Origin of the sequence: Bacillus sp. TH17, from assembly GCF_016651125.1 — a bacterium.
GTDB lineage: Bacteria > Bacillota > Bacilli > Bacillales > Bacillaceae_G > Bacillus_A > Bacillus_A mycoides.
Genome location: NZ_JAEKEN010000001.1, coordinates 4,675,444 through 4,696,477, shown reverse-complemented (window position 1 = coordinate 4,696,477; position 21,034 = coordinate 4,675,444). Strand labels below are relative to the sequence as shown.

Annotated in this window: 26 protein-coding genes; 24 read left to right on the top strand and 2 right to left on the bottom strand. The window is 38.7% G+C overall.

From position 1 onward, the window contains the following. Positions 1-315 precede the first annotated feature (315 nt). The 13 genes from murA to JFT95_RS24170 all read left to right on the top strand — a co-directional run bounded on the left by murA (position 316) and on the right by JFT95_RS24170 (position 12,194). Positions 316-1,605, top strand: coding sequence for a UDP-N-acetylglucosamine 1-carboxyvinyltransferase (murA, locus tag JFT95_RS24225; protein WP_002034893.1), 1,290 nt, complete (start codon positions 316-318; stop codon positions 1,603-1,605). 183 nt (positions 1,606-1,788) lie between these two features. Next, complete coding sequence (gene glpX, locus JFT95_RS24220) at positions 1,789-2,754, top strand: class II fructose-bisphosphatase (protein WP_002016310.1); 966 nt, start codon at positions 1,789-1,791, stop codon at positions 2,752-2,754. A gap of 504 nt (positions 2,755-3,258) precedes the next feature. Continuing rightward, positions 3,259-4,530: a transcription termination factor Rho gene (gene rho, locus JFT95_RS24215; protein ID WP_002016308.1), complete on the top strand. Its 1,272-nt coding sequence runs from the start codon at positions 3,259-3,261 to the stop codon at positions 4,528-4,530. Between the two features lie 448 nt (positions 4,531-4,978). Next, complete coding sequence (locus tag JFT95_RS24210) at positions 4,979-5,224, top strand: type B 50S ribosomal protein L31 (RefSeq protein ID WP_000643447.1); 246 nt, start codon at positions 4,979-4,981, stop codon at positions 5,222-5,224. Positions 5,225-5,334: 110 nt separating this feature from the next. Further along, positions 5,335-5,919, top strand: a complete 585-nt coding sequence (locus tag JFT95_RS24205) for a thymidine kinase (RefSeq protein WP_000281086.1) — start codon at positions 5,335-5,337, stop codon at positions 5,917-5,919. 231 nt (positions 5,920-6,150) lie between these two features. Then, positions 6,151-7,218 carry a peptide chain release factor 1 gene (gene prfA / locus JFT95_RS24200; RefSeq protein WP_002113060.1) on the top strand — a complete coding sequence of 356 codons (1,068 nt, stop codon included), beginning with the start codon at positions 6,151-6,153 and terminating at the stop codon, positions 7,216-7,218. Continuing rightward, on the top strand, positions 7,218-8,069 hold the full coding sequence (gene prmC, locus JFT95_RS24195; RefSeq protein WP_201053429.1) for a peptide chain release factor N(5)-glutamine methyltransferase: 852 nt from the start codon (positions 7,218-7,220) through the stop codon (positions 8,067-8,069). The genes prfA and prmC overlap by 1 nt, the downstream gene beginning before the upstream one ends. A gap of 494 nt (positions 8,070-8,563) precedes the next feature. Beyond that, positions 8,564-9,400 carry a stage II sporulation protein R gene (gene spoIIR, locus JFT95_RS24190; RefSeq protein WP_201053428.1) on the top strand — a complete coding sequence of 279 codons (837 nt, stop codon included), beginning with the start codon at positions 8,564-8,566 and terminating at the stop codon, positions 9,398-9,400. 49 nt (positions 9,401-9,449) lie between these two features. Next, positions 9,450-9,908, top strand: a complete 459-nt coding sequence (locus tag JFT95_RS24185; RefSeq protein WP_002034898.1) for a GNAT family N-acetyltransferase — start codon at positions 9,450-9,452, stop codon at positions 9,906-9,908. Between the two features lie 108 nt (positions 9,909-10,016). After that, positions 10,017-11,057 (top strand): L-threonylcarbamoyladenylate synthase, encoded by a 1,041-nt coding sequence (locus JFT95_RS24180; protein WP_201053427.1) that lies wholly within the window; start codon positions 10,017-10,019, stop codon positions 11,055-11,057. Positions 11,058-11,134: 77 nt separating this feature from the next. Continuing rightward, complete coding sequence (locus JFT95_RS24175) at positions 11,135-11,683, top strand: manganese efflux pump MntP (RefSeq protein WP_002016298.1); 549 nt, start codon at positions 11,135-11,137, stop codon at positions 11,681-11,683. Between the two features lie 19 nt (positions 11,684-11,702). After that, positions 11,703-11,834: a hypothetical protein gene (locus JFT95_RS29915; protein WP_002139014.1), complete on the top strand. Its 132-nt coding sequence runs from the start codon at positions 11,703-11,705 to the stop codon at positions 11,832-11,834. An 81-nt stretch (positions 11,835-11,915) separates the two neighbouring features. Continuing rightward, the gene (locus tag JFT95_RS24170) at positions 11,916-12,194 is read left to right on the top strand and encodes a DUF3935 domain-containing protein (RefSeq protein ID WP_201053426.1); all 279 of its coding nucleotides are present in this window, start codon (positions 11,916-11,918) and stop codon (positions 12,192-12,194) included. Positions 12,195-12,507: 313 nt separating this feature from the next. Here the strand turns inward: JFT95_RS24170 and JFT95_RS24165 are convergent, their stop codons facing one another. Next, positions 12,508-13,119 carry a flavin reductase family protein gene (locus tag JFT95_RS24165; RefSeq protein WP_201053425.1) on the bottom strand — a complete coding sequence of 204 codons (612 nt, stop codon included), beginning with the start codon at positions 13,117-13,119 and terminating at the stop codon, positions 12,508-12,510. Positions 13,120-13,285: 166 nt separating this feature from the next. Further along, on the bottom strand, positions 13,286-13,672 hold the full coding sequence (locus JFT95_RS24160) for a DoxX family protein (protein ID WP_201053424.1): 387 nt from the start codon (positions 13,670-13,672) through the stop codon (positions 13,286-13,288). A gap of 387 nt (positions 13,673-14,059) precedes the next feature. On the opposite strand from JFT95_RS24160, the gene JFT95_RS24155 reads away from it, so the two are divergent. The 11 genes from JFT95_RS24155 (at position 14,060) to atpE (ending at position 21,022) form a co-directional block, all read left to right on the top strand. Beyond that, positions 14,060-14,557, top strand: coding sequence for a PTS sugar transporter subunit IIA (locus tag JFT95_RS24155; protein ID WP_002016294.1), 498 nt, complete (start codon positions 14,060-14,062; stop codon positions 14,555-14,557). Positions 14,558-14,868: 311 nt separating this feature from the next. Continuing rightward, positions 14,869-15,309 (top strand): low molecular weight protein arginine phosphatase, encoded by a 441-nt coding sequence (locus JFT95_RS24150; RefSeq protein WP_002143871.1) that lies wholly within the window; start codon positions 14,869-14,871, stop codon positions 15,307-15,309. Between the two features lie 96 nt (positions 15,310-15,405). Beyond that, positions 15,406-15,849, top strand: coding sequence for a ribose 5-phosphate isomerase B (rpiB, locus tag JFT95_RS24145; protein ID WP_000869917.1), 444 nt, complete (start codon positions 15,406-15,408; stop codon positions 15,847-15,849). A 66-nt stretch (positions 15,850-15,915) separates the two neighbouring features. After that, entirely contained in the window at positions 15,916-16,488 is a 573-nt protein-coding gene (locus tag JFT95_RS24140; RefSeq protein ID WP_002130064.1) for a TIGR01440 family protein, read from the top strand. A 253-nt stretch (positions 16,489-16,741) separates the two neighbouring features. Continuing rightward, positions 16,742-17,983, top strand: coding sequence for a serine hydroxymethyltransferase (gene glyA / locus JFT95_RS24135; RefSeq protein ID WP_002143868.1), 1,242 nt, complete (start codon positions 16,742-16,744; stop codon positions 17,981-17,983). Positions 17,984-18,255: 272 nt separating this feature from the next. Next, entirely contained in the window at positions 18,256-18,885 is a 630-nt protein-coding gene (upp, locus tag JFT95_RS24130) for a uracil phosphoribosyltransferase (RefSeq protein ID WP_000517533.1), read from the top strand. 378 nt (positions 18,886-19,263) lie between these two features. Continuing rightward, on the top strand, positions 19,264-19,377 hold the full coding sequence (locus JFT95_RS24125) for a DUF4024 domain-containing protein (protein WP_000232963.1): 114 nt from the start codon (positions 19,264-19,266) through the stop codon (positions 19,375-19,377). Between the two features lie 26 nt (positions 19,378-19,403). Then, a complete protein-coding gene (locus tag JFT95_RS24120; protein WP_002089742.1) occupies positions 19,404-19,628 on the top strand; it encodes an AtpZ/AtpI family protein in 225 nt (74 codons plus the stop codon). Next, positions 19,628-20,020: an ATP synthase subunit I gene (locus tag JFT95_RS24115; protein WP_002016288.1), complete on the top strand. Its 393-nt coding sequence runs from the start codon at positions 19,628-19,630 to the stop codon at positions 20,018-20,020. The genes JFT95_RS24120 and JFT95_RS24115 overlap by 1 nt, the downstream gene beginning before the upstream one ends. 7 nt (positions 20,021-20,027) lie before the next feature. After that, a complete protein-coding gene (gene atpB / locus JFT95_RS24110; protein WP_000399874.1) occupies positions 20,028-20,747 on the top strand; it encodes a F0F1 ATP synthase subunit A in 720 nt (239 codons plus the stop codon). Positions 20,748-20,803: 56 nt separating this feature from the next. Then, positions 20,804-21,022 (top strand): F0F1 ATP synthase subunit C, encoded by a 219-nt coding sequence (gene atpE / locus JFT95_RS24105; RefSeq protein ID WP_000052064.1) that lies wholly within the window; start codon positions 20,804-20,806, stop codon positions 21,020-21,022. The last annotated feature ends 12 nt before the right edge of the window (positions 21,023-21,034 follow it).

The window sequence follows — 21,034 nt, the reverse complement described above, 5'->3', positions numbered from 1 at the left end:
TTTTAGACGGTTTCCTTTCGTTGTATAATGAAAGCGCGAACAAGTCTAAAGATTTTATAAAGTGAATTTTTGGTTTGCGAATATAGAAAATAATGTGCATAGTCCTATTAATAAATGTGGTAAGTATCTGAATTGAGTAATTTGATTCGATGAATAGTTAATCTTCATCTATTTGTACAGCAGGGGAGCTACAGGTGATGGTTTTCTACTTATTGAGTTTCAGGATGGAAAGAGTGATTGAGATTCTTAAGGGGGAATCTTCTACTTCTTATAAAGAAGTAGAAGATAAATACATTCACAAGAAGGGAGCTCAATATGGAAAAGTTGCTAATTGAAGGCGGAAGAGCTTTAAATGGAACGATTCGTGTGAGTGGTGCAAAGAACAGTGCTGTTGCACTAATTCCAGCGACAATTTTAGCAGATACTCCAGTAACTATTGGCGGTGTTCCTAATATTTCGGACGTGAAAATGTTAGGAGACTTACTAGAGGAAATTGGAGGGAAAGTAACTTATGGGCAGGAAGAAGAGATGGTAGTCGATCCTTCTAACATGGTTGCGATGCCTTTACCAAATGGAAAAGTGAAAAAATTGCGCGCCTCTTATTATTTAATGGGTGCAATGCTTGGCCGTTTTAAAAAAGCTGTTATTGGGCTTCCAGGTGGATGTCATTTAGGGCCACGACCGATTGATCAGCATATTAAAGGGTTTGAAGCGTTAGGGGCATATGTTACAAATGAACAAGGTGCCATTTATTTAAGAGCAGACGAACTACGTGGGGCACGTATTTATTTAGATGTTGTTAGTGTAGGAGCTACGATTAATATTATGCTAGCGGCTGTACGAGCGAAAGGTAGAACTGTTATTGAAAATGCAGCGAAAGAACCAGAGATTATTGATGTAGCTACATTGTTAACGAGTATGGGAGCACGTATTAAAGGTGCTGGTACAGACGTAATCCGAATTGATGGTGTGGATTCACTGCACGGTTGTCACCACACTATTATTCCAGACCGTATTGAAGCTGGTACGTATATGATTTTAGGGGCTGCGTCAGGAGGAGAAGTAACAGTTGATAATGTTATTCCTCAGCATTTAGAATCCGTTACTGCGAAGCTAAGAGAAGCTGGTGTTCAAATTGAAACGAACGATGACCAAATTACAGTGAACGGCAATAGAAGGTTAAAAGTAGTTGATGTAAAAACGCTTGTATATCCAGGGTTTCCAACGGATTTACAACAGCCGTTTACAACGCTTTTAACAAAAGCGCATGGAACAGGAGTTGTAACTGATACAATTTACAGCGCACGTTTCAAGCATATTGATGAATTGCGCCGTATGAACGCGCAAATTAAAGTAGAAGGCCGTTCAGCAATTGTGACTGGACCAGTTTTATTGCAAGGTGCGAAGGTGAAAGCGAGTGACCTACGAGCTGGTGCGTCCCTTGTTATTGCGGGTTTAATGGCAGATGGCATTACAGAAGTAACGGGACTTGATCATATTGATCGAGGTTACGAAAATATAGTAGACAAGCTTAAAGGGCTTGGTGCAAACATTTGGCGAGAACAAATGACAAAGCAAGAAATTGAAGAAATGAAGAATGCATAAAGTGAAACTTTAATCAGTATGGGGTATCCCACGTCGATTATTAACCCTCACCAATCAGGATAAGGTGGTGATACTTCCGTTAATGGGGAGCGAAGAATCACTACTAACGGAAGTACACTTTATAGAAAAATAAGGTTCACAAAATACGGCAGAAATATAAAGGCTTAAAGGAGAGGGATTATCGTGGAAAGAAGTTTATCTATGGAGTTAGTACGTGTAACAGAGGCTGCAGCATTATCATCAGCGCGTTGGATGGGGCGCGGAAAAAAAGATGAGGCAGATGGTGCAGCAACATCAGCTATGCGTGATGTATTTGATACAATTCCGATGAAAGGTACAGTTGTAATTGGCGAAGGTGAAATGGATGAAGCGCCAATGCTATATATCGGAGAAAAATTGGGTACAGGATATGGACCACGCGTAGACGTTGCAGTTGATCCTTTAGAAGGGACAAATATCGTAGCGGCTGGCGGCTGGAATGCGCTTGCTGTTATTGCAATTGCAGATCACGGCAATTTGTTACATGCTCCTGACATGTACATGGATAAGATAGCGGTTGGTCCAGAAGCAGTTGGTGCAGTTGATATTGACGCACCTATTATCGACAACTTACGTGCAGTTGCGAAAGCGAAAAATAAAGATATCGAAGATGTTGTAGCGACAGTTTTAAACCGTCCACGTCATCAAGCAATTATCGAAGAAATTCGTAAAGCTGGTGCTCGTATTAAATTAATTAACGATGGAGATGTAGCTGGAGCAATCAATACAGCATTTGACCGTACTGGTGTAGATATTCTATTCGGTTCTGGTGGAGCACCTGAAGGTGTATTAGCTGCGGTCGCATTAAAATGCTTAGGTGGAGAAATTCACGGGAAGCTCTTACCTCAAAACGAAGCTGAACTAGCTCGTTGTAAAAGAATGGGTATTGAAGATATCAATCGTATCCTTCGTATGGAAGACTTAGTAAAAGGTGACGATGCAATCTTTGCAGCAACAGGTGTAACAGACGGAGAACTATTACGAGGCGTTCAATTTAAAGGTAGCGTCGGAACAACACAATCCCTTGTTATGCGTGCAAAATCAGGCACAGTACGTTTCGTAGACGGCCGCCATAGCTTAAATAAAAAACCGAATTTGGTTATTAAATAAAAAGCGTAAGCGGCTCATTTAGAATCGCAGGGCATTGGAACTCTCGACCTTGAAGCGTTTTTTGCTTCGAGTGAGAGAGTGAAATGACCGGAGATTCTAGCCGCTGGAACTGGATTAAGTAAAAAGCGTAAGCAGCTCGTTCAGAATGGGAGGGGGATGGAGCTTCTGACGAAGAGGCGCTTTTTGCCTCGCAGGAAGAAGCGAAACCACCGACCATTCTAGCTGCTGGAACTGGATTAAATAAAAGCAGAAATGCCTTATCTATTCTGCCTTAAAATCAGGTGAGTAGAAAAAATAAAGAAATATGAAAAGGCGAAGACAAATTTTCTTGTCTTCGCTTCTTGTATTTGTGTTTCAACGTATTGATTAAAACTAGATAAAAGGGTTACAATAGTGAATATTATCCTACTTGAACTTATTGCCTTTCATTATTATTTATTTGCCTTCCGTATTTTTTCCCTTTACCCATGTGAAAAGAGAATAAAGTTAAAGTGTGGTGTCTGAATGAATTTGTCAATTGCAGCATTAGAAAACATGAAATTAAAAGAGTTATACGAGCTTGCGAAGGAATTTAAGATTTCGTATTACAGCAAGTTAACGAAAAAAGAGCTAATCTTCTCTATCTTAAAAGCTCGAGCAGAAAAAGAAGGTTTCTTTTTCATGGAAGGCGTATTAGAAATTATTCAATCAGAAGGATTTGGATTCTTACGTCCTATCAATTATTCTCCAAGCTCAGAAGATATTTATATCTCGGCTTCGCAAATTCGTCGTTTCGATTTACGTAATGGAGATAAGGTTTCTGGTAAAGTACGACCTCCGAAAGAAAATGAGCGCTATTTTGGATTGCTACAAGTTGAAGCTGTAAATGGAGATGATCCAGACTCAGCAAAAGAGCGTGTACATTTCCCTGCATTAACACCGTTATACCCAGATCGCCAAATGAAATTGGAGACGGAAACGAAAAAGTTACCGACACGCATCATGGATTTAATCGCACCAGTTGGATTTGGACAACGTGGTTTAATTGTTGCGCCTCCAAAGGCTGGTAAAACAAGTCTGTTAAAAGAAATTGCACACAGTGTCACAACAAATCATCCGGAAGCAGAATTAATTGTACTTTTAATTGATGAGCGTCCAGAGGAAGTAACAGATATTGAACGTTCTGTTAAAGGTGATGTTGTAAGTTCTACTTTTGATGAAGTGCCAGAGAATCATATTAAAGTAGCGGAGCTTGTATTAGAGCGTGCAATGCGTCTTGTAGAACATAAAAGGGACGTTGTCATTTTAATGGATAGTATTACCCGTTTAGCGCGTGCTTACAACCTTGTTATTCCGCCAAGTGGTAGAACCTTATCGGGTGGTATTGATCCTGCTGCTTTTCATAGACCGAAGCGTTTCTTTGGGGCTGCGCGTAATATCGAAGAGGGCGGTAGTCTAACGATTTTAGCAACAGCGCTTGTTGATACAGGGTCTCGTATGGATGATGTAATTTACGAGGAGTTTAAAGGAACTGGAAATATGGAACTTCACTTAGATCGCTCATTAGCTGAGCGCCGTATCTTCCCAGCGATTGATATTCGTCGCTCTGGTACGCGTAAAGAAGACCTATTAATTCCGAAAGAACATTTAGACAAGCTGTGGGGTATTCGTAAAACAATGCGTGATACACCAGACTTTGTTGAAGGCTTCTTACGTAAACTTCGTCAAACAAAGACAAATGAAGAATTTTTACAAAACATTGTTGCAGACTCAAAAAGATATGTAACCACTAAGTAAAGGGAAAAGATGGGGACTCGCTTATTTCGTAGTAAGCGAGTTTTTTATGTTTTTAAGGGAATATTAGAGAGAGTAATATATGGAAAAAATTTGTTTTTTAAGATGGAAATCATATTTGGATTGAGAGCTTGAAGTGCCCTACGATTCTGGGCGAGCCGCTTGCGCTTTAAGGTGTATCTAGTTCCATCTCCAGCGGCTAGAATGGTCGGTGGCTTCGCGTCTTCCTACGAGGCAAAAAGCGCCTCTTGGTCGAGAGCTTGAAGTGACCTGGATTCTGAACGAGCCGCTTGTGCTTTTAATTTTTAAAAAGACAAAAACAGGTAGTTGCAAAATGGAGTTAGCCTTGTTATAATTTCATCATATGTGTTTCATCAATATAGTTGTGTAAGCAGCTGAAGATGAAAAACTCTGTTTCGAAAATGATTCAGGGCGGAAGGAGATGAAAAGAATGAAAGCAGGAATCCATCCAAATTACAATAAAGTTGTATTTATGGACACGAACACTGGCTTCAAATTCTTAAGCGGGTCTACAAAAGGCTCTAGCGAAACTGTTGAGTGGGAAGATGGTAACACTTATCCATTACTAAAAATTGAGATCAGTTCTGATTCTCACCCATTCTACACTGGACGTCAGAAGTTTGCTACTGCAGACGGACGTGTTGACCGCTTCAATAAGAAATACGGCATCAAGTAATAAAGAACATAAAACAGGCAAGTGTATGTATTCGCTTGTCTGTTTTTTTTGCGAAAATATTAAACCTTTACCCTACTTTGGATTAGGAAAGTAGATGAAAGGAGAGCTCAATGTACTTAATGAATCAAAATGGTTGGATTGAAGTGATTTGCGGGAGTATGTTTTCTGGGAAATCAGAAGAGCTCATCCGCCGTATACGCCGTACACAATTTGCGAAACAACATGCGATTGTATTTAAACCATGTATTGATAATCGTTATAGTGAAGAAGATGTTGTATCACATAATGGATTAAAGGTTAAAGCAGTTCCTGTTTCAGCTTCAAAAGATATATTTAACCATGTAACAGAAGAAATGGATGTTATTGCAATCGATGAGGTACAATTTTTTGATGGGGACATTGTGGAAGTGGTGCAAGTATTGGCAAATCGTGGCTATCGTGTCATTGTAGCTGGATTAGACCAAGATTTCCGTGGTCTACCATTTGGACAAGTTCCTCAGCTGATGGCGATTGCTGAACATGTAACTAAATTGCAGGCAGTTTGTTCTGCATGTGGATCTCCTGCAAGTCGTACGCAACGTTTAATCGATGGAGAACCAGCGGCATTTGATGATCCAATTATTTTAGTTGGGGCTTCAGAATCGTATGAACCACGTTGTCGTCATTGTCATGCAGTACCTACAAAACAAAGATAAGTGAAACTCGCTATGTAGAGCGGGTTTTTTTCGAAAATAGATGAAGATTGGTGGCAAGCTCTTCGTGTCTAAGAACCGCCGCTACTCAAGGTGAAAAGCACCTTTTGTGCGAGAGAACCTTAGCCAGTCAGAGCTGAGCAAGCCGCTTACGCTTTTAAATATAATTTGCGTTTTTTTGATTAAGTACCATATACTATTTGTATTAGATACTAGGATGTAGAGGTGAATGGTGTGTTAGATCGTTTGCAAGCTGTAGAAGATCGTTATGAGAAGTTGAATGAGTTGTTAAGTGACCCAGAGGTTATTAGCGATACAAATAAGCTTCGTGAGTATTCAAAAGAGCAATCTGATATTCAGGACACGGTAGAGGTGTACCGTGAGTATAAAGATGTTCGTGAGCAATTACGAGATGCAAAAGCAATGTTAGAAGATAAGTTAGACGCTGATATGCGTGATATGGTAAAAGAAGAGGTTTCTGAATTAGAAGGACAAGAGAAAACATTATCAGAACGTCTGAAAATTTTACTTGTTCCAAAAGACCCTAATGATGATAAAAACGTTATCGTTGAGGTTCGTGGCGCTGCTGGTGGTGACGAGGCAGCTTTATTTGCTGGTGATTTATATCGTATGTATAGCCGTTATGCTGAGGTGCAAGGTTGGAAAACTGAAATTATCGAAGCGAGCTATACAGAGTTAGGTGGATATAAAGAGATTATCTTTATGATTAACGGTAAAGGTGCTTTCGCGAAGCTGAAATTCGAGAATGGTGCTCACCGTGTACAACGTGTTCCTGAAACGGAATCTGGTGGACGTATTCATACATCTACAGCAACTGTAGCTGTACTACCAGAGGCAGAAGAAGTAGAAATTAATATTCATGAAAAAGATGTTCGTGTTGATACGTTTGCTTCTAGTGGTCCTGGTGGACAAAGCGTTAATACAACGATGTCAGCGGTACGTTTAACGCATTTACCGACTGGTGTAGTTGTATCTTGTCAGGATGAGAAATCACAAATTAAGAATAAAGAAAAAGCGATGAAAGTATTACGCGCACGTGTTTATGATAAATTTAGACAAGAAGCGCAAGCTGAGTATGATCAAAACCGTAAACAAGCTGTTGGTACGGGAGATCGTTCAGAGCGTATTCGTACGTATAACTTCCCGCAAAACCGTGTTACAGACCATCGAATCGGTTTAACGATTCAAAAGCTAGATCAAATCCTACAAGGTAAGTTAGATGATTTCATCAATGCCTTAGTGATGGAAGATCAGGCGCAAAAGATGGAGGCAGCTGAGTAATGCGTGTCTATGAAGCCCTGAAATGGGCTTCTTCTTTTTTACAGGAAAATGGACGAGATGAAAATGCGGGAGAAATTGTCCTTTGTCATGTATTAAAGACGAACAGAACCGGAATGCTCATGAATATGCGTGAAGAAATAACTGCGGAACAAGAGAAAAATTTTGCACAATTTATCCACAAGCATGTAGAAGGTATTCCGATCCAATACATGCTCGGTTATGAAATGTTTTATGGCCGAGCATTCTTTGTAAATGAAGAGGTATTGATACCAAGACCGGAAACAGAGGAACTTATAGTTGGAGTGCTAGAGAGAATTGAGCGCCATTTCGGTAATGAGGAGCTTCACATAGCGGATATTGGAACAGGTAGTGGAGCGATTTCTATTACGCTCGCTTTAGAAAATAAAAATCTTCATGTGTATACAGTAGATATCGCACAGGAGTCGATTGAAGTTGCAAAAGAAAATGCAAAAACTTTAGGGGCGGATGTAACTTTCTATCACGGCGATTTACTGTCTCCGTTTTATGAAACAGGTCAGAAGTTAGATGTTGTTGTTTCCAATCCTCCGTACATACCAGAGGAAGATTGGCGTGGTCTTTCTACTGTTGTGAAGGAGCATGAGCCGAAGCGTGCGCTTGTTGGTGGGGAAGATGGACTAGATTTCTATCGTCGTTTTATGGAGGAATTGCCGAATGTATTACAGAACAAGGCGATTGTGGCGTTTGAAATTGGTGTAGGGCAAGGTGAAGATGTCAAAGCATTATTACAGCAAACTTTCCCGCGCGCTCAAGTTGAAGTTGTATTTGATATTAATGGAAAAGATCGCATGGTATTTGCAGAGATGGAGTAAGGCATAAGCCTTACTCTATTTTTTGTATGAAAAATTCGTAACTACTCAGCCATACATTTTATTTAGAATTTTGGTAAGGGGTATTATTTCAGCGGAAATACGCACCTTATTACCTATAGATTGCTGTTATAAAGATAAAGTGAAACTTTAATCAGTGGGGGTTTTCTTCATCCCCCACTGATTATTAGTTGAACCAATCGGGCTTTTATGGGCAGTTGATCCCCCACCTAACTTCTTTGCTTTCGCTGAATTTTGAGGTGGGGGTCTTACTGCCCATTAATGCGGGATAAAAATGGACATACACCTTGTTGCCTGTCTTTGTTTTAAAACTTTGTGCGTGGCAGGAAAAGGCCCTGACCGCTTCTATACATAGCCAGTCCCTCTCGCCAATTAAAAAAATGCTTTTCTATTGGTTTTTTACATAGATTTTGAATTTAATAGTTTAGAAAGATGAAAGTCTGTCCACACTGTTTCTAGAGGGGACGGTGGAGGAAATGAAAAAACAAGTTATTGCTTACTTTCTTTTATTATTAATTGGTGCACAGTTACTTGTGCAGTTTGGATATATGAAAGCTGATGCAAAAGGGCCTACTGTTATTCCGAAAGAGGCCGTTCGATTACGTATTTTAGCTAATAGTGATTCCGATAAAGATCAGGCGTTAAAGCGTAAAGTACGCGATGAAGTAAAAGCGCAAATTGATGGATGGGTAGCGGATTTAACGTCATTTGAAGAAGCTCGAAAAGTAATTCAAAATCATATTCCTGAAATTGAAAAGACAGTGGCAAATACACTGAAAAGAGAAGGAAGTAAAGAGGCGTTTCAAGTGAAATTCGGTAAGAATGTGAAGTTTCCTACAAAGGTATATGGGAATTTTATTTATCCGGCAGGAGAATATGAAGCGGTACTTATTACAATTGGAAAAGGTGAAGGTGCAAACTGGTGGTGTGTATTATTTCCACCGATGTGTTTCTTAGATTTTTCAAGTGGTACAGCTGTAAGGAAAGAAGAACATGTTGTGAAAGCTGAATCTCCTGAAGAGGAGCAGGTGAGACAACTAGATGAGGAAGTAGTGGATGTACCGGAGAAGAAAGAGGATAAGGTGAAAGAAAAGAAAGTAGTAAAGCCGGAAAAAGCTGAAAAAGTAACAGCACAGGAAAAGAAAGTAGTAAAACACGAAACACAAGTAGAAGAACAGCCTGTAAAAAAAGTAGAGAAACCTGTGGAGCAAAAACAAGAAAAGCAAAATGAATATGTAACAGTAGAAGAGGAAGAGAAACCAGAGGTTAAATTATTTATCGTCGAAGCTTTTACATCTTTATTCTCTAAATAGTGCTATTAATAAATCCTTCCTCATATATATCAATGAGGAGGGATTTACTATGAAGAACGTGTATTTTGCTACGAAAGCAGATGTAGAAAGATTACATTCTTTTTTCGGACAAGCTAATAAAAAAGATGATAAAATAAATGAGTTGTACGCACAATTTATGATCTTGGAAGAGGCGGGAGAAATACGAGCGGTAATTGGATATGAACAAAGTGGAGAAAATGCACTTATCCGTTCTTGTTTATTCACACCTAATGTGGATAAACAGACTTTCTTATATTTTTTCGAGATGTTTTTGCAGTATATGAAAGAAAAAGATATTCGACAATTGTACTTACTCACAAATCATCCACAATCTGTGACCATCTTTCAGTTTTTTAACTTTGTCATTGTAGAGAAAGAAGAAGTGCCAGAGGAAATTCGACAGTTAGAACACTTTTGTAAAAATATAAAAGAGCTAAATGCAATAATACTAAATTGTCAGCTATTCACAAAGTTATCCACGGATTAACAAGGTTTATCCACATTTTGTGGATAAACCTTGTTTGTCTTTTGGATAAATCTCATAGTAAACTAAAAATAGACAAGTATTTCATGGTAGAAAAGGACGTGGGAAAAAATGCATACAAATATGTGGGTTGTGGATAATGTTGTGGAAAGAAAAAAATATTATCCACAATTAAAAGAAGCAGCGAGATTATTAAGAGAAAATGAAGCGGTGGCCTTCCCGACGGAAACGGTATATGGGTTAGGAGCAAACGCAATGGATGATGAAGCGATAGCGAAAATTTTTGAAGCGAAAGGGAGGCCGAGCGATAATCCACTGATTGTCCACATAGGAACAAAATCTCAGTTAGATGGTATCGTAAGAGAAATTCCGCCGGTTGCAGAAAAGTTAATGGAGCATTTTTGGCCAGGACCATTAACAATCATTTTACCGAGAAAAAAAGGGATTTCAGAGAGGGTTACGGCAGGACTTAATACAGTCGGAGTGAGGATGCCGGATCATCCAGTAGCGCTCGCCCTTATTGAAGAGGCAAACGTGCCTGTTGCGGCACCGAGTGCGAATCGTTCAGGACGCCCAAGTCCAACGTTAGCTTCTCATGTGTATGAAGATTTAAATGGGAAAATTGCTGGTATTGTTGATGGCGGGGCAACAGGAGTAGGCGTTGAATCAACTGTAATTGATTGTACGAGCGAGGTTCCGACGATTTTACGTCCAGGTGGGATTACGAAGGAGCAATTAGAGGCCGTGATAGGAAATGTTTCTTTAGATCCAGCTTTAAAGGATGAGAAAGAAAAACCAAAATCACCTGGAATGAAATATACACATTATGCACCGAAAGCGCCACTTAGTATTGTTGAAGGGTCCCGTGAGTTTATTCAACGTATTGTGGATGAGAAAAAGAAAGAAGGATTTAAAGTAGGTGTATTAACGACAGAAGAGTATCAGCATGTGTATAGTGCAGATGTTGTATTGTCTTGTGGTGTGCGAAGCGATTTAGCCAGCGTTGCGACTAAGTTATATGATGTGCTTAGAACGTTTGATGCAAGTGAAGTAGATGTTATTTTTAGTGAATCATTCCCGAATGAAGGCATAGGAAATGCAATTATGAATCGTTTAACAAAAGCTGCGGGACATCATATTATCACTGAATGATAATGTACCTTTAGCAAACAGAATATTTCTCCTCGGATAAGCATATTGTGAAGTAGCACGTCCGAGGGGGGATATGAATGACACTTGAACAATTAATACCTTTAATAATTATGGCATTTGCCCTGGGGATGGATGCATTTTCAGTGAGCCTCGGTATGGGGATGGTAACATTAAAGTTAAGACAAATCCTTTATATAGGTATGACGATTGGGATATTTCATATTATTATGCCATTTATCGGAATGGTACTAGGACGTTTTCTATCAGAGAGGTATGGGGATGTCGCAAATTTTGCAGGAGCTATTTTATTAATTGGGCTAGGGTTCTATATCGTATATTCGTCTATTTTAGAAGGGGAAGAGACTAGAACTGCTCCAATTGGAATTAGTTTATTTGTATTTGCATTTGGTGTCAGTATAGATAGTTTTTCAGTAGGTCTTAGTCTTGGAATTTACGGAGCAGAGACAATTATTACGATATTATTGTTCGGACTAATAAGTATGTTACTGGCTTGGATGGGTTTATTGCTTGGTAGCCATGCCAAAAATATACTTGGCACATACGGTGAAATAGTAGGTGGTATTATTCTTGTTGGGTTTGGATTGTATCTCCTTTTTCCTATATAATTTTATGTAGGAGGGAATTATGAACAAGCTATTGGAATGGTATGTTAAGCTTTTAACCTTCTTTCCTCGATGGCTAAGAAGACTTATAATATTGGGTGTTATTTTGCAAATTTCGATGTTAGGTTGGATTAAGTTAATTCGTGAATGGTGAGATAGTTCCTTTCTGTGCATAGTTTCGTTTGTACTATATTAATCACACTAAAAAATTACAAATATAGAAAGGATGAGATGAATGACGAGATTGAAGCAAGTTTTTGGTATTATTATTAGTTTTTTTGTTTTTTGGTTCAGTATGCTCGGTGTACAAATGTTTGCTGAGTTTTTAGATATTGAGTCATTGAAGTTTGTTGCAGGAAAATCGGAGGCGGCGCGTACTTTTTATTCTCCGTACCCGTTTTTAATTGTTTTCCTTATTACGTTACTTTCCTTATATTTCTTTGTAATAAAGCTTGGTAAGCCGAAAAAAGAGAAATTCCCGGCATTAGAGGAGAAGAACGAAGAATTACGATAAAAAATTCCCCGCTTTCAGCGGGGGGTTATGTTTGAGTGATGAAGCTTGAGCAGTCGGTTCTGCTTTTAGGGGATATATCCAGTTCCAGCGGCTAGAATGGTCGGTGGCTTCGCGTCTTCCTGCGAGGCAAAAAGCGCTTCAAGGTCGAGAGCTTGAAGTGCCCTGCGATTCTGAACGAGCCGCTTCCGCTTTTAGATCTATCCAGCTCCAGCGGCTAGAATAGTTGGTGGCTTCGCGCCTTCCTGCGAGGCAAAAAGCGCCTCTACGTCAGGAGCTCCATCCCCCTCTCATTCTGAGCGAGCCGCTTCCGCCTTTAAATGGGCCTCACTAATTCAAATTGTTCTCCTAGTTTTGCGTAGTTGTGTCCTGCTAGGCGGCTTATTGGTTTTAGTTCTTCGGCGTGAATTCGGCCGTTTTCGTATAAGTGTTCAGCGACGTGAAAGCGGACGACGCGGCCGATTAGTAGGTCACAAGCTGGCGAGTCTTCGGTTCCGCCGAGTGGGATAGCGCGTTCTAATATGCACTCCATTCGAATGTTTGCTTCTTTAACCCCTGGTACTGAAATGACATCACTGTCAATCGGTGTTAGTTTTGCTAATTCGATTTCACTTTCATTAGGAGGTAGGTTCGCTGCTGTTTCGTTGATCGCTTTTACGTAAGATTCATCAGAAATATGTACGACAAATTCCCCTTTTTCTATTGCGTTTCTGGAAGTGTCTTTCGGTTTTCCTTCTTTGCGTTGTACTGAAACTGAGATAAGTGGTGGATTGGCAGCGACGATATTGAAATAACTATATGGCGCACCGTTCAATACGCCATCTTTAGTTACAGAAGTAACGAATGCAACAGGACGTGGAATGATACTTCCTGTTAGTAATTTGTAATTATCTTTTTCGGTTTGTTCGTTTGGATTAATGGATAACATGTTGTAATCCCCTTTCTAAATATGAATACTTATTGTTCCTTTACAAGATATCAATGGGAATCTCCTGCTGAAAATAATATTTTTTTGATGATGTAAAAAAAGAGATTACCTCGATTGTACTGAAGTAATCTCTTTTTTGGTAAATATCTTGAAATAGAGATAAATATTAAAGTAAAACGTAAGCGCCAGGTCCAATTAAAGCTACACCGATAGCGACAGCGATTAACATTAAATTATATTCGAATCCGTTTTGTGTTACCCAGTAACCATTTTTTCCGTGAACTGTGAAAATTGCTACTAACATTGTTCCTACGATAAATAATGAACCAACTACAGTGAAAATACCTGCTGCGAATAAGAAACCACCTAATAGTTCAGCTGCGCCAGCCATAAATGCCATAAATACACCAGGACGTAAGCCGATTGACTCCATCCAGCCGCCAGTTCCCTTTAAGCCGTAACCGCCGAACCAACCAAATAATTTTTGAGCACCATGACCCATGAATGTAATTCCTATAATAAGACGAATAATAAGAAGACCGATATCCATCATTTTAAAAAACCTCCTAAAAGTTATTAACTTACCTTATGTAAGTAATAATAAAATAGTTACTTACTTTAGTCAAGTGGATTTCAACAAAAATTTGAAAGGAATTTTACAAATTAACAACAAAAAATAAAATGTAGTAAAGACCTCTAGACAAGTAAGTGAAAAAAAGAGAAAATATAAGTAGAAGTTAACTTCTCATTGTTATTCAGACAATCAGAATTGACTGGAATTTTGTGAAGCGCTACAATAAGAGTCTAGTAGTAATGACATGATTTATTTCGAAAGAGTTTTTACAGTATAACATTCGAAGTATGAAGTCTTACGTGTATTTCGATCTTGAATAGAGATTGCCCTATAAACTTTTAGGTAAATTATAAGGAGGACTATCCTATGTTTAAAAAATTATTCGGTTTTGGTTCAAAAACAAATGAAGAAACAATCGTAGCTCCATTAACTGGAGCAGTGAAAAATATTGAAGAAGTACCAGATCCAGTATTCGCTGGTCGTATGATGGGTGATGGTGTTGCGATCGATCCTACTGAAGGTGTAGTTGTATCTCCAGTTGATGGTGAAATCGTACAATTATTCCACACGAAACATGCTATTGGAATTAAAGCGAAAAACGGTACAGAAATTTTAATCCACGTTGGATTAGAAACTGTAAAAATGGAAGGTGAAGGTTTCGAAGCTCACGTTTCTGAAGGACAAGCTGTAAAAGCTGGAGATAAATTAATCTCATTCGACTTAGAATTAATTCGTGAAAAAGCGAAAAGCACAATTACTCCAATCGTTATTACAAACACAGATGCAGCTGAGTCTATTAAGACAACTGTAGGTGTAACAGCTACAAAAGGTTCAACAGAAGTAATGAAAGTTACAATGAAATAATTATTTGATAGAAGGAATCCGTTTCATATGAAATGGATTCCTTATTTTGTTTCGTAGTGTGTTCATTATGTATGGTAAAATACTTTGGGCACTTGGAAATAGGGTTTCATATATGTGGATAAGGCGCATTTTTCTTAGAAAAAATATAAGAGAAATGCGCCTTTCGTATGTTCACATTTCTTTTGTTCTATTCTAATGTACGCTATGATAAAGTGAAACTTTAATCAGTGGAGGGTGTTCATCCCCCGCTGATTATTAGCCTTCACCAATCGGGATAAATGTAGGAAACAGAAAAAAAGGGGTGGGTTTAGATGAAACGGGTGTTATTTGTTTGCACTGGAAATACATGCCGTAGTCCGATGGCTGAGGCTTTGCTTCGTCATTATGGAGAAGGTAAATTTGAAGTGCAATCTGCTGGTGTTTTCGCCTATCCTGGAAGCGATGTGTCGATACATGCAAAGGAAGCTTTAGCTGAAAAAGGAATTGTAATCGATCATGCCGCGCAGCAGGTAAACGATACTTTGGTTGATTGGGCGGATATTGTAGTAACAATGACGGAAAACCATAAGCAAATTGTACTTGGGTATTATCCGAGCGTGGAAAAGAAATTGGATACATTATATGGATTAACTAAGGGTATAAGTAAGGATATTTCAGATCCATTTGGCGGATCGCTTTCTATTTATAAAGAAACGTTAGAAGAGATGGAAAAACTTGTACAAACTTTACTGAAAAAGCATTCAGAAGGTTGATGTTTCGTGTATAATACGATATTGGAGATCACTTTGTTCCATTAAGGTAGCGAGTGTGAAATGAAGATAATTGATTGAAACTTCGGAGGGGTAAAAATGAAAGTAGTAGTAGCATCTGATCACGGCGGTATGAATATCCGTAAAGAACTTGTAAGTTTATTAGAAGAGTTAAATATTGAATATATTGATTTAGGTTGTGAATGTGAAGCTGGTTCTGTTGATTACCCTGATTTTGCGTTTCCAGCAGCAGAAATGGTCGCGAATGGTGAAGTGGATCGTGGTATTTTAGTTTGCGGGACAGGCATTGGTATGTCAATCGCAGCAAACAAAGTAAATGGTATTCGTTGTGCATTAGTTCATGATACTTTCAGTGCGAAAGCGACGAGAGAGCATAATGACACTAACATGTTAGCGATGGGCGAGCGTGTAATTGGAGCTGGTCTAGCGCGTGATATCGCGAAAATTTGGCTAACAACTGACTATGAAGGTGGCCGTCACGAAAACCGAGTAGGAAAAATTAAAACGTACGAAACAAAGTAATAGATTCTAACTATAAGTAGTATGAAATATAATTTGGTGAACCAACCTGTGAAAGGAAGAGGCGTAATGACAGAAATCGTAAAGGTAAGAGAACAGCTACAAATGTCGCTTTCTGATTTCCAAGAACAAGCCACGCTGCAAAGTGGTCAAATTTTTGTAGTGGGGTGTAGCACGAGCGAAGTGCTAGGTGAAAGAATTGGAACATCAGGAACGATGGAAGTGGCAGAGGCGATTTTTTCTGAGTTAAAACAATTTCAAGAGAGAACAGGTATTGAATTGGCGTTTCAATGTTGTGAGCATTTAAATCGTGCTTTAGTAGTTGAGAGAGATGTAGCGATGAAATATCAATTTGAAATTGTAACAGTTACGCCTGTTAGATCAGCAGGTGGTGCATTAGCGACGTATGCGTATCACAATTTTAAAGATCCGGTAGTAATTGAGTTTATTAAAGCAGATGCAGGAATGGATATCGGCGATACATTTATCGGTATGCATTTAAAGCATGTAGCTGTACCGGTTCGTACAAGTGTGAAGGAAATAGGAAGTGCGCATGTAACGATGGCGAAAACACGTGGGAAACTAATAGGTGGAGCACGTGCCGTTTATGCGGCAAATGAAGAAGCTATTCCTTGCCGTTAAACATGAAAAATTATAAAGTCTTATAACAGCTGTATATCGAAAGGTAAAAGGTATGTGGTCTGACTTTATAATAGAAGAAAGAAAAGACCAATTTTGGTCTTTTTTTTTCTTTTATGATATAGAAAGTCATGTTAGAATGTAGTTGAAAACATGAAGGTTCGAAAGAATTACAACCTGAATTTTCGTTTTTTCTGAATAAATGAGAAAAAACTATTGGGAATTGATGTAATTCGTTCAGAAAAGGGGGATTTTGGTGAATCATTTAAAACGTCAAGATGAAAAGGTATTTGCTGCAATTGAGGCAGAACTAGGAAGACAGCGTTCAAAGATCGAGTTAATTGCTTCGGAAAACTTCGTAAGTGAAGCAGTAATGGAGGCGCAAGGTTCTGTTCTAACGAATAAGTATGCTGAAGGATATCCTGGAAAACGTTACTATGGTGGTTGTGAACACGTAGACGTAGTAGAAGATATCGCACGTGATCGCGCGAAAGAAATTTTTGGCGCAGAGCATGTAAATGTTCAACCACATTCTGGTGCACAAGCGAACATGGCAGTATACTTCACGATTTTAGAGCAAGGCGATACAGTACTTGGCATGAATTTATCTCATGGTGGTCACTTAACACACGGAAGCCCTGTTAACTTCAGTGGAGTACAATATAATTTCGTAGAATATGGCGTGGATGCTGAATCTCACCGTATTAATTACGATGATGTATTAGCAAAAGCGAAAGAACATAAACCAAAATTAATCGTTGCAGGTGCAAGTGCATATCCTCGTGTTATCGATTTCAAACGATTCCGTGAGATTGCAGATGAAGTGGGTGCATACTTTATGGTTGATATGGCACATATCGCTGGTTTAGTAGCTGCTGGTTTACATCCAAACCCAGTACCACATGCACATTTCGTTACAACGACAACACATAAAACATTACGTGGTCCACGTGGTGGTATGATTTTATGTGAAGAGCAATTTGCAAAACAAATTGATAAATCAATCTTCCCTGGTATTCAAGGTGGCCCACTTATGCACGTAATTGCTGCAAAAGCTGTTGCATTTGGTGAGACACTACAAGATGAGTTTAAAACATATGCACAACATATCATTAATAATGCGAACCGCTTAGCTGAAGGCCTTCAAAAGGAAGGACTTACACTTGTTTCTGGTGGAACAGACAATCATTTAATCTTAATTGATGTTCGTAACTTGGAAATTACAGGTAAAGTAGCAGAGCACGTATTAGATGAAGTTGGTATTACAGTGAACAAAAATACAATTCCATTTGAAACAGCAAGCCCATTTGTAACAAGCGGCGTACGTATCGGTACAGCAGCTGTAACATCTCGTGGTTTCGGTTTAGAAGAAATGGATGAAATTGCGGCACTTATTGCTTATACATTAAAAAATCATGAGAATGAAGTTGCATTAGAAGAAGCAAGTAAGCGTGTAGAAGCGTTAACGAGCAAATTCTCAATGTATACAGATCTATAATAGATTGAAAAAGACTGCTGAAACGTAATTGTTTTGGCAGTCTTTTTTGTGGACATATATTATTTTTAAAGTATGTATACAAATGATGAATAAATTTTGGCGATATAATGAAGGATACAGCTCCCATAATTGGTAAAGATACTAGATAGATTCATCGCAAAATCATGATTTTGCCAAATTTGCCCTTGAATATTAGTAGCGTTTTCTTTACAATCGTAAATAGTGTAAAGAAGCGTGTAAACGCATGAATATCATCTAAAGGAGAGATTCACATGGGAAAACTGTATGTATTTGATCACCCGTTAATTCAACATAAGATTACATATATTCGCGATAAGAATACAGGTACGAAAGATTTTCGTGAATTAGTGGACGAAGTAGCAAGCTTAATGGCTTTCGAGATTACTCGTGACCTTCCACTTGAAGACATTGAAATTGAAACGCCTGTAAGCAAAGCGACAACAAAAGTGATCGCTGGTAAAAAACTTGGTTTAATTCCGATTTTACGTGCAGGTTTAGGAATGGTTGATGGAATTCTGAAATTAATTCCAGCAGCAAAAGTAGGACACGTTGGTTTATACCGTGACCCTAAAACATTGCAACCGGTAGAATACTATGTGAAACTTCCAACGGATGTAGAAGAGCGTGACTTTATCGTACTAGATCCGATGCTAGCAACAGGTGGTTCTGCGGCTGAAGCAATTAATTCTCTGAAAAAGCGCGGTGCAAAGCAAATTAAATTAATGTGTATCGTAGCTGCTCCAGAAGGAGTAAAAGTAGTGCAGGAAGAGCATCCTGATGTTGATATTTATGTAGCGGCATTAGATGAGAAGTTAAATGACCATGGTTATGTAGTTCCAGGTCTTGGTGATGCTGGTGACCGTTTATTCGGAACAAAGTAAGACAACAGACGAGAGGGGGATTCCCCGCTCGTTTTTTTTTTTCGCCCTCAGCAAACGGGGGAGGGGGGAGATAAATATACAGGGTATATACAACATAAGTTATATACACATCACATATAATATAGAAGTCTTACGTCTCGGGGACACTATATTATGGAAGAAAAGCGCTATATCTTAAAAATATAATAGTGACAAACTTGTGAACATTTTCTTCTATTATAAAGAGAAAACTGTTAGAAATTGCATATCTCTAACCAGTATTTAGAAGGGGAACGTTTTCATTTTTGGGAGGAAATGCCTAATACTCAAATTTTTTGATTTTTTACGATTTCTCGTTGACACTGTTAATACCCTATTGTATGCTAACAACGGGGATAGATGGTAGGGCTTTCAGTGACAAAAATGCATCTATTCCGTGACGAAAATGTAAACTTTTTATTTTGTATAGAATTTATGCAGAAAAATGAGTTATTATTAACACATCGTGAATGAGGGTTACATATTGGAGGGATGAATCCTTGCAAAAAAACGATCGCAGCCATATAAAAGCGTATGCTTTAATGTCAGGAATACTTGCTCAGTTAGTTGGTTCTATTCTTATCGGAATCTTTGGTGGGCAATGGATTGATAATAAGGTTGGAACGTTTCCGTTGTTTCTTATTATAGGGTTATTACTCGGGTTAGGAACAGGGGTATACGCAATGATTCGACTCATTCAACATTACTATTCGGGAGAGCAATGATGATAGACGTACATGGACTTGTCCAAAGACAAAAGAAATATATGTACTACTTGCTTGCGCTTCTAGTGCTAGGATGGGGAATTACCTCTTACAAGGATGTATTTCTTGGGCTGATTATCGGAACGATTTTCAGTTTTCTTAGTTTGCGCATCATTGCACGTAGAACAGACAAGCTATTAGATCGCGTAACAAATGGAGAAAACGTGAAGTTTAAGGCGACAGCGGTAAGTACATATTCAAGATTCGCCACGATTGGGTTATTAATTTTATTTGCAGCCAAATATCAAGAGTTAATTGCGATGTGGGGCTTAGGTGTAGGATTGCTGACAGGATACCTTGTCATGATCATAGATTTTCTTTATTTAGAGTATACGAGCAGGGAAGAGAGGTGAATTACTAGTGGAACACGGTAAATTAGTTGAATTTCTAGGTTTAACGTTCGATTTGTCATCAGTTATGATGGTTACTGTAGCAGCAGTTATTGTTTTCTTAATCGCTGTTATCGGAACTCGCAGCTTAGCGCTTCGCCCAACCGGGATGCAAAATTTCATGGAATGGGTGTTTGACTTCGTGAAAGGGATTATCAATAGTACGATGGATTGGAAAACAGGTGGACGTTTCTTAACGCTTGGCGTTACGCTCATCATGTTTATCATCGTATCGAACTTCCTTGGTTTACCATTCATGTATTCAACAGTTGAGGCTGGCGAACATATTGCATGGTGGAGATCACCAACGTCTGATCCAGCAGTTGCATTAACATTAGCCGTGATGGTAGTTACCCTCACCCATTATTATGGAATTAAGATGAAGGGTACGAAAGAATATGTTAAAGGTTATTTCCAACCTATGAAATTCTTATTCCCATTAAAGGTTATTGAGGAATTTGCTAACACATTAACGTTAGGTCTTCGTTTATTTGGTAACATTTACGCAGGTGAAATCTTATTAGGATTACTTGCTAAGTTAGGCGGGGCATCATTCTTAGGAGCATTAGGTGCACTTGTACCGATGTTAGCATGGATGGGATTCAGCGTATTCGTTGGTTCAATCCAGTCATTTATTTTCGTAATGTTAACGATGGTTTATATGGCTCATAAAGTAAGCCATGACCATTAATATAATTTAAGTAAGAAAAAATTTATTTTTTTATAATACAAAGGAGGACAAATTAAATGAGTTTAGGTGTAATCGCAGCTGCAATTGCAATTGGTTTATCAGCATTAGGTGCAGGTATTGGTAACGGTCTTATCGTATCACGTACAATCGAAGGTGTTGCTCGTCAACCAGAATTAAAAGGCGCACTTCAAACAATTATGTTCATCGGGGTTGCATTAGTTGAGGCACTTCCAATTATCGGTGTAGTTATTGCTTTCATCGTAATGAACAAATAAGGGAGACTCCCC

Bases quoted from the DNA above. Each gene is read 5' to 3' on its own strand.
- murA (WP_002034893.1), top strand. From the start codon at position 316: ATGGAAAAGTTGCTAATTGAAGGCGGAAGAGCTTTAAATGGAACGATT.
- rho (WP_002016308.1), top strand. From the start codon at position 3,259: ATGAATTTGTCAATTGCAGCATTAGAAAACATGAAATTAAAAGAGTTA.
- JFT95_RS24210 (WP_000643447.1), top strand. From the start codon at position 4,979: ATGAAAGCAGGAATCCATCCAAATTACAATAAAGTTGTATTTATGGAC.
- JFT95_RS24205 (WP_000281086.1), top strand. From the start codon at position 5,335: ATGTACTTAATGAATCAAAATGGTTGGATTGAAGTGATTTGCGGGAGT.
- prmC (WP_201053429.1), top strand. From the start codon at position 7,218: ATGCGTGTCTATGAAGCCCTGAAATGGGCTTCTTCTTTTTTACAGGAA.
- spoIIR (WP_201053428.1), top strand. From the start codon at position 8,564: ATGAAAAAACAAGTTATTGCTTACTTTCTTTTATTATTAATTGGTGCA.
- JFT95_RS24185 (WP_002034898.1), top strand. From the start codon at position 9,450: ATGAAGAACGTGTATTTTGCTACGAAAGCAGATGTAGAAAGATTACAT.
- JFT95_RS24180 (WP_201053427.1), top strand. From the start codon at position 10,017: ATGCATACAAATATGTGGGTTGTGGATAATGTTGTGGAAAGAAAAAAA.
- JFT95_RS24175 (WP_002016298.1), top strand. From the start codon at position 11,135: ATGACACTTGAACAATTAATACCTTTAATAATTATGGCATTTGCCCTG.
- JFT95_RS29915 (WP_002139014.1), top strand. From the start codon at position 11,703: ATGAACAAGCTATTGGAATGGTATGTTAAGCTTTTAACCTTCTTTCCT.
- JFT95_RS24170 (WP_201053426.1), top strand. From the start codon at position 11,916: ATGACGAGATTGAAGCAAGTTTTTGGTATTATTATTAGTTTTTTTGTT.
- JFT95_RS24165 (WP_201053425.1), bottom strand. From the start codon at position 13,119: ATGTTATCCATTAATCCAAACGAACAAACCGAAAAAGATAATTACAAA.
- JFT95_RS24160 (WP_201053424.1), bottom strand. From the start codon at position 13,672: ATGATGGATATCGGTCTTCTTATTATTCGTCTTATTATAGGAATTACA.
- JFT95_RS24155 (WP_002016294.1), top strand. From the start codon at position 14,060: ATGTTTAAAAAATTATTCGGTTTTGGTTCAAAAACAAATGAAGAAACA.
- JFT95_RS24150 (WP_002143871.1), top strand. From the start codon at position 14,869: ATGAAACGGGTGTTATTTGTTTGCACTGGAAATACATGCCGTAGTCCG.
- rpiB (WP_000869917.1), top strand. From the start codon at position 15,406: ATGAAAGTAGTAGTAGCATCTGATCACGGCGGTATGAATATCCGTAAA.
- JFT95_RS24140 (WP_002130064.1), top strand. From the start codon at position 15,916: ATGACAGAAATCGTAAAGGTAAGAGAACAGCTACAAATGTCGCTTTCT.
- upp (WP_000517533.1), top strand. From the start codon at position 18,256: ATGGGAAAACTGTATGTATTTGATCACCCGTTAATTCAACATAAGATT.
- JFT95_RS24125 (WP_000232963.1), top strand. From the start codon at position 19,264: ATGGTAGGGCTTTCAGTGACAAAAATGCATCTATTCCGTGACGAAAAT.
- JFT95_RS24115 (WP_002016288.1), top strand. From the start codon at position 19,628: ATGATAGACGTACATGGACTTGTCCAAAGACAAAAGAAATATATGTAC.
- atpE (WP_000052064.1), top strand. From the start codon at position 20,804: ATGAGTTTAGGTGTAATCGCAGCTGCAATTGCAATTGGTTTATCAGCA.